14 protein-coding genes, 1 tRNA gene and 1 pseudogene are annotated in these 14,774 nt (G+C 59.1%); 6 read left to right on the top strand and 10 right to left on the bottom strand.

Annotated features, from left to right (window positions below):
* Window positions 1-8: 8 nt before the first annotated feature.
* Window positions 9-806, top strand: a complete 798-nt coding sequence (locus PSH80_RS01290; RefSeq protein ID WP_057437098.1) for a helix-turn-helix domain-containing protein — start codon at window positions 9-11, stop codon at window positions 804-806.
* Window positions 807-849: 43 nt separating this feature from the next.
* Here the strand turns inward: PSH80_RS01290 and PSH80_RS01295 are convergent, their stop codons facing one another.
* Window positions 850-1,140 carry a DUF3077 domain-containing protein gene (locus tag PSH80_RS01295; protein ID WP_057958022.1) on the bottom strand — a complete coding sequence of 97 codons (291 nt, stop codon included), beginning with the start codon at window positions 1,138-1,140 and terminating at the stop codon, window positions 850-852.
* 792 nt (window positions 1,141-1,932) lie between these two features.
* Here PSH80_RS01295 and PSH80_RS01300 point away from each other — a divergent pair.
* Together PSH80_RS01300 and PSH80_RS01305 are read left to right on the top strand one after the other, a co-directional pair.
* On the top strand, window positions 1,933-2,913 hold the full coding sequence (locus PSH80_RS01300) for an ImmA/IrrE family metallo-endopeptidase (RefSeq protein ID WP_170044754.1): 981 nt from the start codon (window positions 1,933-1,935) through the stop codon (window positions 2,911-2,913).
* Window positions 2,910-3,563 (top strand): hypothetical protein, encoded by a 654-nt coding sequence (locus PSH80_RS01305; protein WP_305418880.1) that lies wholly within the window; start codon window positions 2,910-2,912, stop codon window positions 3,561-3,563. The genes PSH80_RS01300 and PSH80_RS01305 overlap by 4 nt, the downstream gene beginning before the upstream one ends.
* Here PSH80_RS01305 and PSH80_RS01310 read toward each other — a convergent pair.
* Window positions 3,544-4,182 (bottom strand): annotated as a pseudogene (locus PSH80_RS01310) (integrase); the annotation flags it as partial. The gene PSH80_RS01305 and the pseudogene PSH80_RS01310 overlap by 20 nt on opposite strands.
* Window positions 4,183-4,381: 199 nt before the next feature.
* Window positions 4,382-4,457: transfer RNA gene (locus tag PSH80_RS01315), tRNA-Thr, on the bottom strand.
* Between the two features lie 252 nt (window positions 4,458-4,709).
* On the opposite strand from PSH80_RS01315, the gene PSH80_RS01320 reads away from it, so the two are divergent.
* Entirely contained in the window at window positions 4,710-5,558 is an 849-nt protein-coding gene (locus PSH80_RS01320; protein WP_198817961.1) for an SDR family NAD(P)-dependent oxidoreductase, read from the top strand.
* A gap of 190 nt (window positions 5,559-5,748) precedes the next feature.
* Window positions 5,749-6,600 (top strand): cellulose biosynthesis protein BcsQ, encoded by an 852-nt coding sequence (gene bcsQ, locus PSH80_RS01325; protein WP_198817962.1) that lies wholly within the window; start codon window positions 5,749-5,751, stop codon window positions 6,598-6,600.
* A 230-nt stretch (window positions 6,601-6,830) separates the two neighbouring features.
* Here the strand turns inward: bcsQ and PSH80_RS01330 are convergent, their stop codons facing one another.
* The 5 genes from PSH80_RS01330 to PSH80_RS01350 all read right to left on the bottom strand — a co-directional run bounded on the left by PSH80_RS01330 (window position 6,831) and on the right by PSH80_RS01350 (window position 11,072).
* Window positions 6,831-8,054: a methyltransferase gene (locus PSH80_RS01330; RefSeq protein ID WP_057958028.1), complete on the bottom strand. Its 1,224-nt coding sequence runs from the start codon at window positions 8,052-8,054 to the stop codon at window positions 6,831-6,833.
* On the bottom strand, window positions 8,035-8,724 hold the full coding sequence (locus PSH80_RS01335) for an ABC transporter permease (protein WP_029295855.1): 690 nt from the start codon (window positions 8,722-8,724) through the stop codon (window positions 8,035-8,037). The genes PSH80_RS01330 and PSH80_RS01335 overlap by 20 nt, the downstream gene beginning before the upstream one ends.
* A 38-nt stretch (window positions 8,725-8,762) precedes the next feature.
* Window positions 8,763-9,458, bottom strand: coding sequence for an ABC transporter permease (locus PSH80_RS01340; protein ID WP_057437111.1), 696 nt, complete (start codon window positions 9,456-9,458; stop codon window positions 8,763-8,765).
* 74 nt (window positions 9,459-9,532) lie between these two features.
* Entirely contained in the window at window positions 9,533-10,285 is a 753-nt protein-coding gene (locus tag PSH80_RS01345) for an ABC transporter substrate-binding protein (RefSeq protein WP_057437113.1), read from the bottom strand.
* 13 nt (window positions 10,286-10,298) lie between these two features.
* The gene (locus tag PSH80_RS01350) at window positions 10,299-11,072 is read right to left on the bottom strand and encodes an ABC transporter ATP-binding protein (RefSeq protein ID WP_057437115.1); all 774 of its coding nucleotides are present in this window, start codon (window positions 11,070-11,072) and stop codon (window positions 10,299-10,301) included.
* 553 nt (window positions 11,073-11,625) lie between these two features.
* On the opposite strand from PSH80_RS01350, the gene gabP reads away from it, so the two are divergent.
* Window positions 11,626-13,017: a GABA permease gene (gene gabP / locus PSH80_RS01355; protein WP_057437117.1), complete on the top strand. Its 1,392-nt coding sequence runs from the start codon at window positions 11,626-11,628 to the stop codon at window positions 13,015-13,017.
* A 240-nt stretch (window positions 13,018-13,257) separates the two neighbouring features.
* On the opposite strand, the gene PSH80_RS01360 is transcribed toward gabP, so the two are convergent.
* Window positions 13,258-13,671, bottom strand: coding sequence for a hypothetical protein (locus tag PSH80_RS01360; protein WP_057437118.1), 414 nt, complete (start codon window positions 13,669-13,671; stop codon window positions 13,258-13,260).
* Window positions 13,672-13,741: 70 nt separating this feature from the next.
* Window positions 13,742-14,650, bottom strand: a complete 909-nt coding sequence (locus PSH80_RS01365) for an alpha/beta fold hydrolase (protein WP_120731284.1) — start codon at window positions 14,648-14,650, stop codon at window positions 13,742-13,744.
* Between the last annotated feature and the right edge of the window lie 124 nt (window positions 14,651-14,774).

Raw genomic sequence — 14,774 nt, forward strand, 5'->3', positions numbered from 1 at the left:
TTCGGGCCATGCGCCAAACTGACATCGACCCCTACGAAAACACCCCCCGCGACGCCGTGGTCACCGCCAACGACTATGCCGATGGCCAGCACTTTGCGGTGCATACCCATCGCCGCGGGCAATTCGCCTACGCCGCCTGCGGCGTGATCACCGTCTTCACCCAACAGGGCAACTGGGTGGTGCCACCCCACCGCGCCATCTGGGTCCCGGCGGGCGTACCCCACGAAATGAGCATGAGCGGCCCGGTGACCATGCTCAACACCTACATCCGCCCCCACGCCGCAACCCGCCTGAACCTGCCCGCGCAATGTCAGGTGTTCGGTGTATCGACGCTGCTGCGCGAACTGCTGACCCGCGCCATCGACATACCGGCGCTGTACGAAAAGGACCACCTGCACGGCCGCCTGATGACCCTGCTGCTCGACGAAATAGCCGACATGCGCCCCCTGTCACTCAACGCCCCACTCCCCAACGACCCCCGGCTGGCCCCCATCTGTCGTCACCTGCTGGAACAGCCATCACTGGAAACCAGCATCGACGACATGACCCAGCGCCTCGGCATGAGCCGCCGCACCTTCACCCGCTTGTTTCGCCAGCAGACGGGCATCAGCTTTGTGGAATGGCGCCAGCAAGCCTGCCTGTTGGCGGCGGTGGTCAGGTTGGGGAACGGGGAGTCGGTGACGCGGGTGGCGATTGATTTGGGGTATAGCAGCTCGAGTGCGTTTACGAGTGTTTTCAGGCGGGTGTTGGGGGAGGTGCCTAGTCGGTATTTTGCGAAGGATTCGGTTGCTTGGGCTCAGGCCTAATGAGCATTTAGGCGCCCGACGCACAGCATCGGGCGCGAACGGCTTACTGCGGCTCAGGCCCCTCGGGCTGCATGGCCAGGAGCACATCGTCGAGGATCGCTTTACCCATCTCGCCCAGGTAGTGCGAAGAAAACGCATACTTTTCCCCGTCTACATCCATGGCGGCATCGAGCGAGAGAACATTGGCGTAGTAGAGCAGGTGGGAGGCGTGTTCAAGGGCTTCCTGGACGGGAATGCCGGCATTGACGCGGAAGACCTTCATATCGTGTTTGCTTTCGCCACAGTCTGCGAAGGTTACGGCACCGAGGGTGGTTGCTGGGGGTGAAGTGTTCATTGCTGGTCTCCGGAATACGGAAGGCCATAAGCGGGGAGTGCAGTGTGTCTTGAGGTCTTTTCGTACGGCATAAGCTTGCTCCTTTGGTACAACCAAAAAGAGCTGCCAGTCACGATTCCAAGCGTGAGGGTGGCAGCTGTACGCAGGTTGGAATCCGAGAAGAAGCGACTCGGCAGGCACGGGGCCTCCCACGTACAGCCGCCAAAAAGCACAAAAAACAGGCACAAAAAAAGCGCCCGCTGATTGCTTGACGACGCTGTAGCGTCTTCTTACTCGGGATTCCACGCCCGGTCACTGATGAGCAGCGACGTTGGGGAGGTTAGCGCGACGGCTTATGGGGTGCAACTTGCAGGGTGTGGGATTTTTCTGGTGGAGCAGTTCTCCGGAATATCGGCGGTTCTGAAACCCAATTCCCAGAAACAACAAAGCCCCTACATTTCTGTGGAGGCTTCGTTTTGTATGGTGCGGCACCAGGAGTCGAACCCGGGACCTACTGATTACAAGTCAGTCCCGTTAGCGATGTGTGATACGGGGTCTAGCGTATTATTTGTACGCGGAGATGCAATTTAAAGCCCCGATTTCCGAGCCTCCAGCCTCCTAATGTACGCGCCATCTGAAGCCGTTTATACCGGCTGAGGGCTGTGCACAAGGCTGTGGATAACTTGCGTGAAACGCAAAAAAGAATTATGCTTTGCGTGACTTTTCAGGGGCGGGCCGATGTCTAACCGGCATGCAGAAAAGCTCACACCTGACTATTTCTTATGTCATTAACGTCTGAATGGAGGCTTTGATATGACTGAATCCATGCAAAGCCTTTACAGTGCGTTCCGAGCCCACGGCCTGCCTAAGCGGCAGGTGCAAGCGTTCCTGCCTTCATGGTGGGATGACGAGATAGCTGAAACGCCTAGCGGTCTCCAGCAAGCTAAGTTCATCTTGGCGCGGGCATTGAATCTGAAGCTGCGATCTATCGCCGAGACGCCTGCGCGTATCGAGTTTGACTTGCCTGAGCAGCGTCGATTCAGGCTCATCAAAGGCACGACAGCGGACGATGTTGAGCTCGCTGTGGCTTTGGCTCGCAGTGCATCCAAAATCGTACTGTCTAATATCGAGCGTCCTTACGTACGGCCGGCAGCTGCAGCGGACATTCGTAAAAAGATATTGTCCTCTGGTAAACCTTGGGTGGGCTTGAGCGACCTATTGGACTACTGCTGGGAATGCGGCATTCCAGTAATCCATCTTGCGTCTTCTATTATGAAGAAAAAGATGGACGGTATCGCAATGTCTACGAACGAGCGCCCGTCGATTGTGCTCTCGTCGAAGAAAGAGTGCGGCTATCTGCTTTTCCACCTCGCTCACGAACTCGGACACATAGCTTTAGGGCATGTAGATGCCAATGGCGCGATCGTTGATACGGAAATTGCAAAAAACGATGACGGTCGGGATGACGATGAAGTTGCGGCTGATGAATTTGCGCTTGAGCTTCTTGCGGGTAAAGCATCAGCGAAGTTGCGGCTGGGTCGCTTTATGCCGGCCGCAGATCTCGCTAGAGTTGTAAACAACTATGGCGCTGCGAACCATATTGATCCAACACATGTTTTGTTGAATTGCGCTCATAACGGTAATTTTTGGCCGTTGTGTACTAAAACGCTTAAGCTTTTAGCTCGAAATGTGAGTGATAAAGCTTTGGTGTCTAGCTATTTGTTTTCAAATCTTGCAGAAGAGATTAAAGAAGATAGTCTCGACTTGCTAAGGGCTCTAGTTGACCCTGAATGATCCTACTGTCCGATAACGACTTGGTGGTCAAGCTTGCGCAATGTGACCTTCTTCAAGAAACTCTCGTTAGCTTAGAGTCGGGCGCCAATGATTGCTTCGTGCTTTCTAGCCTTCCATACAGCCTTCGTCTTAAAGACCCAGATAAATCTATCGAAAAGTATGTTGGAAGCGTACAGGCTTACGAGCGAATCTGTGGATTTCTCGAGCAGTGCAGCGTGCTCAATGACGCGAAAGTTGATTTTGACTTAATCGATCATATGCAAAAAATCGATGAGGTTGATCCTGGAGAGTTTGCTTTATTTCTGCACGCGAACGATCTCCATGGCAGCGGCGAACAGTTCAGAATACTGACCGGAGATAAGAGAGCGCTATCGGCTATCTGTTCCTATGAGCATTTTGATACGGCATTTTCTTTCCTGCCGGATAATGTTGATTGCTTGGAATCTTCAATGTTAAGGCTTATCGACTATGCCGGATATGAGTTTGTCAACGAGCGGGTTTCGGTCGCTCGACAACAAGTAATTGAAAAGAAATACGATAAAGTTCTTCGTTTTGCATTTGGCGAAGGCCGGGACGAAAAACATTGTACTGAATGCCTTCGCAGTTACATGCTTGATGTTGTAAAGCTATTCAATCCCCAGATGGGTTGACTGTCGGTACGCTCAGGTCGTACACATCCATCATAGATTCGTCTTTGTGGCCTGACGCCTGCTGCTTGTCCGCCCGGGTGCCCACGGTATCGGTGATGCCCTTGCGCTTGAAGTCGTGCATCCCGAAACGTTGCTCCTCAATGAGCACTTTCTTTTCAATGGCCTGAACGATCAGTCGCTGGAAGGCTGTATCAAGCTCCGACTTCGACAACTGTCGACCGGTGGCGGCAATGATCAGGAAGCGCTGATCTGCGCGGATCGGCACCGGCACACGCTTTCGTTCCCACGTCTCCGACCTGATGGCCTTGGCCGCATCCCACGCCGTCCGCAGCCGGGGCGTCCAACGGACAATATTGTCCCGGCTCCCCTTGCGGCGGTTGGTGAGGACGCCTTCGGCGAGTTCGTTCTCGTCGGTGAGCGTGATCGTCTCGATACCGCGCAGGCGGCAGAGGTAGCCGATTTCCATCACATACCAAAGGTAAGGCGAGCAGGCCCCGGGCTGGCCGCTCTTGAGCTGGCCTTGTTGTTTCGCGAACCTGATCAGGTTAACCATAACCGTGTCGTCTGGCAGTCGGCGCTGTTTGCGTTCTTTGGGCGACTCGATGCCCTTTGCCGGGTTACCAGCGGCCTTTGAATAGTTCACTACGACTATCGGAGATTGTGTTCGGTCGACAGGACGCCAAGGGGAGAAGTTTTTCAGATAGTCGGCACATTGAGAATCTGTGGATAACTCAATCGGCCCCAAAAAGAATGTACGTCTATTTGTACGTTTTCCAGAAACAACAAGGCCCCGCATTGCTGCGAGGCCTTGTTTTGTATGGTGCCGGCACCAGGAGTCGAACCCGGGACCTACTGATTACAAGTCAGTTGCTCTACCAACTGAGCTATACCGGCGTGTTAGGGCGACGATTATAGCGATTGGAAAGGTTCTGTAAACCCCTGAATTCTGACTATTTTTCAGAACGTGGTTTTTCCGCTGCCGGTCGCGCGCTCCAGCGCTTTGGCAAGGGGTGATGCGTGCCGGTGCCGAGGCCTTGGGGGGCGTAGGGCTTGATACGCAGAAGGTATCAAACCGCCCCTTGATCAGTATTAAACAACGCCGTTGTTCATTGCTAAGTTGAAGTGGCACTCAATGAGGAAAAGCCAATGAATTTCGCAGGGAAAACCGCCGTTATCACCGGCGCAGGCCGTGGCTTGGGGTTTGTCTACGCACAAGCACTGGCCCAGCGCGGGGCCAATGTGGTGATCAGTGATATCGGCGCCGATAACCTCGGTTCGGGAAGCGACTACGCCATCGCCCTGGACGCGGCACGCCGCCTTGAGGCCCAGGGGTTGAGCGCGGTTGCTCATCAGGGGGATTTGTCCAGCGAGCAAGGCTGTCGGCAATTGGTCGAGACGGCCATCGCGGCGTTTGGGCAGTTGGATATCCTGATTCATAACGCCGGCTGGGTGGGTTATCAATCCATTGAGGAGGCGGACGCGGCGTTTATCGGGCGTGCGCTGGGTATCAATGTCTATGCGCCCATCTGGCTATGCAAACATGCCTGGCAATACCTCAAGCCATCCACTGCCGCGCGGGTGGTGCTGACGTCGTCTGATCGGGCGATGTACCAGCAATATGCCCAGCCCGGGCTGGTGGCCTATGCGGCGGGCAAGATGGCGCAACTGGGCATCATGAATGCCCTGAGTATGGAAGGCGCGAAGGACGGGATCCTGGTCAATGCGGTGTCGCCGGTGGCCAAGACGCGCATGTGGGGCATTGAGGGTGAGCCGGACAATCTCAAGCCGGAGTGGGTGGCGCCGGGGGTGGTGTTCCTGGCGTCGGGGCAATGCCAGGACACGGGCTACATACTGCGCGCCAGTAATGGTCAATTTACCGCGACGCGGTTTGTCGAGAATCAGGGTGTGGAGTATCCCGTCGACCTGGCGCGAGTGAGTGCGTCCAGTGCCGAGCACGTTGCGCAGCAGTGGGAGCGCATAAAGCAGAGTCATTAGATTGACTTTCGACCGCTCGTCTAAATGAACATGATAAAAAACACCAAAATAATGACACCTCCACCGACCTGTCCCAGACTGCCTGAACAACATGTGCGCCCATGCTCTGCAAGCGGTACCGGGACAAGGAGGGGCTGTGAGCCAGGCCGACGAAGGTTTTGCAACGCATGCTATCCGTCAGGATCACCCGATGACGGCGACATTGCAGTTCTTCGAAGACACCCCCATCGACGACGCGTCTTCCCCTGCGGAACAACCCCAGCCAATCGACGCTTCAGCAAAACGCCCACGGGTGGTGGTGTTGGCCTCGGTCAATGGTGGGGTGGGCCGCAGCACGCTGGCGACGGCACTGGGCAGCGGCTTGCAGCGCCTCGGGCGGGCGGTGACGGTGCTGGAGCTGGATCCGCAAAACGCCCTGTACCTGCACTTTGACCTGCCCCAGGGCACCCCGGGCCTCGGTCGTGCCAGCCTGTGTAATCAACCTTGGGATCAGCTCGCCCAGCCCGGTTTCTGCGGCTGCCAGGTGGTGGTCTTCGGCGAGACCGATATGCAGCAGCAGGAAGACCTGCAGCGCTGGCTCAAGCAGGACCCGGAGTGGCTGGCGCAGCACTTGTCACGCCTGGGTTTGAGTGAGCAACACACGGTCATCATCGACACCCCCGCCGGCAATAATGTTTACCTGCACCAGGCATTACACGTCGCCGATACCGTGGTGGTGCTGGCCCTGGCAGACGCGGCGTCGCTGGGCACGCTGGAGCAGATGCAGCGATTGTTGGCGCCGTATCTTGCGCGCCCGTTGGCGCCACGTTGCCTGGTGTTGGTCAACCAACTGGATGAGGGCTGTGCCTTCAGCCTGGATATGCTGGACCTGTTCAAGCAGCGTCTTGGGGAAGGTGGCGTGGAAGTGATCCATCGTGACCCGCAGATCAGCGAGGCGCTGGCCTTTGGCGAGGACCCACTGGATAACGAGGCCGCGAGCCTGGCCTGTGACGATATCCATGGGCTGTGCCAGTTACTGGATGGCCCTCCAGGCGCGGCCTGAACCACGTCTTATACGGTTAGGCGCAAATGCTTATGCACAATTTGTTGGTCGCACAAGTGTTGAAACAGCCATTTTGTGAAGATGTTCTCATTACGCTGCAACTGCCTGTTTTGCGTGCGTTTTATTTTGTGAACAAATAATGACCAGTCAGCATTTGTGCCTGTGGCGCCCGTCTTTACGGCACTCGACAGAATTTCATCAACAGACTTATCCACAGGGCGTCCTGCCCTTTAATCGCGCTCGGCGAGCACCATCAGGTTGCGCGGGGTCAGCGCTGTTTCGCAGAAGCGGCCTACTTGAGCCTGGTAGCCGTTCTCTTGAAGAAACAGTGCCCGATCCAGAACCAGCCACATTTCCAACGGGCGGCGAAACAGCCCACGCACCAACTCCAGGTTTCGTACCTGCGCCAGGCGTTGCCAGCCGTGCTGCTCCAGCGCGGCCCAGTCCTGCTCGCCTGTGGATAACCCCTTGAGCGCCGCCAGGTGCTGGCAGTAGTCAGCAAAGGACCGATGCAGCCATTCGCTGGGCAACGAAGGCGTGGGCAGGTACTCATCGCACCCGCGCAGTTGCCGCTGCAACTGATCGAAACCCAGGCGCCGGGCCATGGAGGTGTCGCGTTGCAGGCGCACCCGCAAGCCGGCGGTGACGGTTTCGCTCAGGGGCAGGCCCAGGTCCTCCCGCGACAAGCGCAGCGCCGAGGCGCGGGCCGGGGCCGACAGCGCCTGGTACTGCTCGCTACTGATGCGGTTGTAACAGCAGGGCGCCACGGCCAGGTGCTTGCAGCCGGCGGCGCTGGCTAATTGCAGCAGGCGTACGTGCAGATCGCCACAGGCGTGCAGGGCGACGGGGGTGTGTTCGCCGCGCAGTTGTTGCACCGCGTCCTCGGCCATCACGTCTTGTGGGTGGTGGCGGGCGGGCATTTGATGATGGTCACTGAGGGCCTGGCCTGCGGCGATCAGCGCCGGGTCGTACTCCAGGCAGGTCAGGTGTTGCCCCGGTTGCAGCAGCCGCCGGCCGAGGTGGCCTTTACCGGCGCACCAGTCGAGCCAATGGGTGGGGCGCTCGGCAAACTGCAGAGCGCTGCCAAACGCCTCGATTTGCTGCCATTTACGCCCCGGTACATCGACATTCAGGCGCGCCGACGGCGCATGCAGCGCGCCCGCCGGTAACTTATCCACAGCACTGAGCTGGACGGCCAGCTGCGCCCATTGGGGAAACGGCGCTGGGGCCTGGAGTTCGGTGGGCAGGTTATGGCTGCTTTCGGCTTCTGCCAGGGAGCGCCGGCGCAGCCATTGGGCCAGCGCTGGATGCTGGGCTTCCCAAGGCAATTGCAGATGGGTGAAGGGCCGTGGTCGCCACAGCCCTTGATGTTCGGTGAGGAACGCATCCAGCGCGAGAAAACGGACCAGCAGTCGCTCGCCCGTCAACCCGCTGTCAGCGTCCCTGGCAGGCATCGACCCGCAACCAGCGTTCCAGCAGCTTGAAGCCGCGCACCAGCACATAGGCCATCAGCAGGTAGAACATCCCGGCGGCAAAGAAGATCTCCACCGGCAGGTAGGTGCGGGCAATGATGGTGCGGGCCATGCCGGTCAGTTCCAGCAAGGTCACGGTACTGGCCAGGGCGCTGGCCTTGAGCATCAGGATCACTTCGTTGCTGTAGGCCGGCAGGCCGATGCGCGCGGCGCGCGGCAGGATGATGTAGAACAGCGCCTTGGGCTTGGACATGCCCAGCGCCCGCGCCGCTTCGATTTCCCCGGGCGGGATGGCCTGGATCGCGCCGCGCAGGATCTCCGCGATGTAAGCGGCGGTGTGCAGGGTCATGGTGACGGTGGCGCACCAGAACGGGTCCCGCAGGTAGGGCCACAGGGCGCTCTCGCGCACGGCGTCGAACTGCGCCAGGCCGTAGTAGACCAAAAACAGCTGCACCAGCAACGGTGTGCCACGGAAGAAGAAGATGTAGCAGTAGGGCAGGGTGCGCACGTACCACAGGCGCGAAGAGCGGGCGATGCCCAGGGGGATCGCCAGCAGCAGCCCGGCGATGACCGCGATGGCCACCAGTTCCAGGGTCAGGGTCGCGCCCTGGGCCAGTCGTGGCAGCCACTTGATGATCACGGCCCAGTTCAGGCCCAGGTCGAAATGCGACAGCCAGCTGTAGTCGCCGTTCATTGCGTGCTCCTCGCAAAGCCGCGAGCGGCGCGTTTTTCCAGGAAGTACATGCCGACCATGGCCAGCACGGTGAGGCCCAGGTACATGAAGGCCGCGACCATGAAGAAGGTGAAAGGCTGCTTGGTAACGGTCACGCCGATTTGCGCGTGGCGCATGATTTCTTCCAGGCCGATCACCGAGACCAGCGCGGTGTCCTTCATCAAAATCATAAACAGGTTGCCCAGGCCCGGCAGGGCGATGCGCCACATCTGCGGCATGATCAACCGGGTGAAAATACGCAGCTTCGACAGGCCCAGGGCGATGCCCGCTTCACGATGGCCTTTGGGGATCGCCAGGATCGCGCCACGAAACACTTCGGTGGCGTAGGCGCCAAAGCACAGGCCCAGGGCAATCACGCCGGCAGCGAAGGCGCTGAGCGACAGGTCGGGGTTACCGAAGAACTCCCCGAGGGCACGCATCATATTGACCGTGCCGAAATAAATCAGCAGGACCCACAGCAGTTCGGGAATGCCCCGGACAATGGTCGAGTAAGCGCCGCCAAGCCATTGCAGGAACTTGTACGGGGAAGTCTTGGCCAAGGCGCCGGCCAGGCCGAGCACCAGCCCCAGGCATAACGCCGTGAGTGCCAGTTTGACGGTCATCAGCGCGCCGGCAGCGAGTGCGGGGCCGAATCCGTAGAGATCGAAATTCATGGTTTTTTCATATCGCGCAAGGCTTGCGAAAAGCCGGCGCGCTCAAGCGAGCGCGCCGGACTGGCCAATCAGGATCATTCGATGCTGAAAGGGAAGTACTTGTCGTTGATCTTCTTGTAGGTGCCGTCGGCCTTGATTTCCGCCAGGGCCTTGTTCAGGCGCTCGCGCAGTGGGTCGCCTTTGCGCACGGCGATGCCGATCTTGTCGCTTTCTACAACCGGATCGCCTTTGAACTCGTAGGCCGAACCGTCTTTGCTCTTGAGCCACTCGTATTGCACGTACTTGTCGGCGAGCATCCCGTCCAGGCGGCCGGATGTCAGGTCGAGGTAGGCGTTTTCCTGGGTGTCATAGAGCTTGGCGGTGGTGTCTGGCAGTTTGTCTTCCAGGTAGGTACCGGCCAATGTCGCGCGCTGGGCACCGATGATCTTGCCTTTGAGGTAGTCGGCGTCGGTCTTGAAGTCTTTGATGGATTTGGCCGCGATAAATTGCAGCTTGTTGGAGTAGTACGGGTCGGTGAAGTCAACGGCTTGCTTGCGCTCGTCGGTGATCGACAGCGACGACACCAGGAAGTCGAACTTCTTGGCGTTCAGGGCCGGGATGATGCCGTCCCAGTCCGAGACATACACTTCGCACTTCTCGACTTTCATCTTGGCGCACAGGGCGTCGCCGATGTCTTTGTCGAAGCCGACAACGTTGCCGCTGGCGTCTTTATTGTTGAAGGGCGGGTAAGCCGCCTCGATCCCCATTTTCAAAGTCTCGGCCATGGCCGTGGCGCTGAACGCCATGGAAACGGCGGCGGCCAGGAGGAATTTTTTATAGTTCTGCATGCATGTTGCTCCGTTAGCGGTTGCTGGACATGAATTGTTTGCAGCGCGCCGAAAGCGGGTTGTCAAACACCTGCTGTGGCGATCCTTGCTCTTCGACCAGCCCCTGGTGGAGGAACACCACTTCGCTGGACACTTGGCGGGCAAAGCCCATTTCGTGGGTGACCAGCAGCATGGTGCGGCCTTCTTCGGCCAGTGCGCGGATCACATTAAGTACTTCCTGAACCATTTCCGGGTCAAGTGCCGAAGTGGGCTCATCGAACAGAATGACTTTAGGTTGCATCGCCAGGGTGCGGGCGATGGCCGCGCGTTGTTGCTGGCCGCCAGACAATTGCGCCGGGTAGGCGTGGCGTTTGTCGCCAATGCCCACCTTGGCCAGCAGCGCTTCGGCCACTTCGATGGCTTCGGCCTTGCTCTGGCCGAGCACGCGGCGTGGGGCCTCGATGATGTTGTCGAGGATGCTCATGTGGGGCCAGAGGTTGAAATTCTGGAAGACAAAACCGATTTCGCTGCGCAGGCGATTGATCTGCTTGCCGTCGGCGGCCATCAGCTCGCCGTTTTTCGCGGCCTTGAGCTTGAGCTCTTCGCCGGCCACCAGGATCTGGCCCTGGTGCGGGTTTTCCAGCAGGTTGATGCAGCGCAGGAATGTGGACTTGCCGGAACCGGACGAACCCAGGATCGAGATCACATCGCCGTCGCGAGCGGTCAGCGAGATGCCTTTAAGCACCTCCAGCTCACCATAGCGTTTATGCAAGTTGCGGATTTCAAGCGCGGGCGCGGCCAAAGCCATGTGCGGTCCTCATTGTGTTCATTGCGTTCCTGCTGTTGGGTCGCCTTCCTGGCGTGGCGCCAAGCTAGCATAGCGTTCGGATGACAGCCAACAGCGCCACGGGCGTTAAACAGGCGGTGTGTGACAGGTTGTCGCATCGGCACAGTAGCGTGTCGCGCCATCAACAACCGAACAGCCGTTTTAACCGATAAACCCGTGGCAGTCGCGTAAAAAAGGGCGCGATGGTGCCAGCTTTGGCCGGGTGTTGGAAGGGTTAAACGGGTAAACGGCACCTATCGGCCCTTTAATTGGGCGTCACTGACTTTTTGTGTGTGTTTTTGGTGCGCTCATTCGTTCTTGAAGTGAGTCGACCGGTAACGCTGTGGCGGATTGCCAGTAATCTCAATGGCTTGCGAGCGCTGATGGATTGTCCTACAGGCCGCGTCAACCTTGGCTTTGTAACATTTTGGCGCAAATCTTGCGTAAAAAATAAAGAACGCCCCGTTTGTTTCTTTTCACGAAGACGCAGCAAACCGGGTGGACCGAATACGCAATTCCTCGCAAAGGTGTGTCAATGAGTAGTACGCAAAGCTCCAATGACCTCGAACAGGGGCTCAAACCGCGGCATGTCACCATGTTGTCGATTGCCGGTGTAATCGGCGCCGGTTTGTTTGTCGGCTCCGGCCACGCGATTGCGGCAGCCGGGCCTGCCGTGCTGCTGGCCTATGCCGCAGCCGGTACGTTGGTGGTGCTGGTGATGCGCATGCTGGCCGAGATGGCCGTTGCTTCGCCAGACACCGGTTCATTTTCCACCTACGCCGACCGGGCCATCGGCCATTGGGCCGGCTTTACCATCGGCTGGCTGTACTGGTGGTTCTGGGTGCTGGTGATTCCCCTGGAAGCCAACGCCGCCGCAACCATCCTGCATGCCTGGTTCCCCGATGTGGCGATCTGGGCCTTCACCTTGGTCATCACCCTGCTGCTGACCGCGACCAACCTGTTCAGTGTGAAGAACTACGGCGAGTTCGAGTTCTGGTTTGCCCTGATCAAGGTGGTGGCGATCATCGGCTTTGTGATCCTCGGCGTACTGGCGATCTTTGGCTTGCTGCCAGGCAGCCAGGTCAGCGGCGTCTCGCACCTGTTCGACACCCAAGGCTTTTTGCCCAACGGCATGGGCGCGGTGCTGGCGGCGATTCTGACCACCATGTTCTCGTTCATGGGCACCGAGATCGTGACCATCGCGGCCGCAGAGTCGAAGAACCCTGGCCAGCAGATCACCAAGGCCACCAACTCGGTGATCTGGCGGATCGGCTTGTTCTACCTGGTGTCGATCTTCATCGTCGTGGCCCTGGTGCCATGGAACGATCCGACCCTGGCAGCCGTTGGTTCCTACCAGACTGTGCTGGAACGCATGGGCATCCCGAATGCCAAGCTGATCGTCGACCTGGTGGTATTGGTCGCTGTAACCAGCTGCTTGAACTCGGCGCTGTACACCGCGTCGCGCATGCTGTTTTCCCTGGGCCGGCGTGGTGATGCGCCGGCAGTGGCCAAACGCACCAACAAGAGCGGCACGCCTTACTGGGCGGTGATGCTGTCTACCGGCGCGGCGTTCCTCGCGGTGTTCGCCAACTACGTGGCCCCGGCGGCGGTGTTTGAATTCCTGCTGGCCAGCTCCGGCGCGATTGCGCTGCTGGTGTACCTGGTGATTGCCGTGTCGCAACTGCGCATGCGTCAGAAACGGACCGCGGCGGGCGAGAAGATTGCCTTCAAGATGTGGCTGTTTCCGGGCCTGACTTATGCGGTGATCGTGTTTATCGTCGGCGCGTTGACCATCATGCTGTTCCAGGAAGCGCACCGGGTGGAGATTATTGCGACCGGTGTGTTGAGCCTGCTGGTGGTATTGGCGGGGTTGCTGGTGGCGAGCCGGCGCCGGGCCCAGAAGTTGGGGGCTGCGGTACTCAACTGACGAGTTGAAATGCTTGCTGCCTGGCACCACAAAGCACTGTGGGAGCCGGGCAGTTAAGCGCAGATTCCCTGTGGGAGCGGGCTTGCTCGCGAAAGCGGTGGGTCAGTCAACATCAATGTTGGCTGGGCCGACGTCTTCGCGAGCAAGCCCGCTCCCACAGGGGATCTTCGCTGCTTTGAGCATTGCGTTCGCTTAACTGATCGGCATTAGGGCTTGCCCGGCTCCCACATTGGTTTTGTATCAATCCTGCGCGCTGGTCAGCGCCTGGGATGCCGCCACGTAGTCCGCCTGGAACTGTGGCGATTCAATCCAGGCCAACGCCGCCGCTTCATCATCGCTGTCGGTGGACCACTGCCGATACTCGATCAGCGCCGCCAGGATAAAGTCCGTGGCGTTTTCTTCGCCTTCCTGCTCCAGCACCAGCGCCAGCAACGGGTGCGCCAGGAATGCCGCACACAGCGCCTGCTGGCTGGTCTCGCCGGCCGCGCGCATTTCCACGAACAGTTCGGTCAAGTCCACCGACTCAAGGTCAATGCGGTCGTCGTCACCGGCAAACGCATCCGGCTTCGGCGCATTGGCGCGCTGGGTGCGGTTCTGCTTGGCCTTGGCTTTTGCCCGTTGGGCACGTTTTTGCTGCTTGTCTGGCGAAGCCATGGGCTCACGTCCTTGGTTCAGGATCTGGGTGGCGTATTGAAGCGCAGGTCTGGCGAAATCCCAAGGGTTTCTACAGCCGGGTGCCCGGTGTGTCGGGCGCCAGTTGGCCGTGCTGCAGCCACGCCAGTGCAATCGGCCACAACCGATCCTGATATTCACTGCGAAAAAACGCGAAATGCCCGACGACCTCTTCGCCAATATCCCCCGGCGCGATACGCAGGTGCGTGCGCTCGCTGGCCTGGAAGTAATTCAGCAGACGCTCAATGGCGGGCACGGTACCAAACGGGTCGTCGCTGATGCTGATCGCCAGGATCTGTGCCTGCACCCGGGCAAAAGGCAACTCGTCCAAGGCCCGCCCGCTGGGGCGTGTTTCGTAGGTGGGGGTGGGTGTGCTCCAGTCCCGCACCACACCGGCGGGAGTGTCTTCCAGCCAGCCCAGGCGCTTGCCCGGGAAATACCCGCACACAGCAGTCACCAGCGGCATCACCAGGTGCCACTTGGCAAACATCCGCCAGCGCCCGCTCGCTTGATAGTCACGCCAGTAGGCGAACTGTGCGCCCACCGTCACCAGGCGCCTGATCGCGGCGCCCGACGCCCCGAGCCCGGCCGCGCAGCCGCCAAAGCTGTGGCCGACTACATCAATGGGCTGCCCGGCAAACTCGCGTTGCGCCCGTCGCAGGATGGCCTCGAAATCCAGCCGGCCCCAGTCTGACCACGAGGCTTTGAACCCACGCAACGAGCCACTGCGCGACTCGCCGATGCCGCGGTAGTCGTAGGTAATGACATCGAAACCCTTGGCAAACAGGTACTCGGCAAAGCGCGAATAGTGGCGGCAGCGCACTGAGGTGGCGGCGTTGATGATCACCACTGGGCGTTCGATATCGCTGCGGATATGGCGCCAGGTGAAGCCGCCAATGGGGTAGTGGTCGGCGGCGGGCTCGTGGAATGTCTCGGGGTGCGGGCGGCTGGGCAGGTTCATCACTGGCCTCGATCCATGCGCTTTCGATGGGGGGTGACGACCCGTGCGCAGTTTTTATTGGAGGCTGACACTAACAAAATCGCCAGCCAAAGGCGCGCAATACCTGCCAGCCAATCCCGTAAAA

Source organism: Pseudomonas sp. FP818 (assembly GCF_030687335.1).
Taxonomy (GTDB): Bacteria; Pseudomonadota; Gammaproteobacteria; order Pseudomonadales; family Pseudomonadaceae; genus Aquipseudomonas; species Aquipseudomonas shahriarae.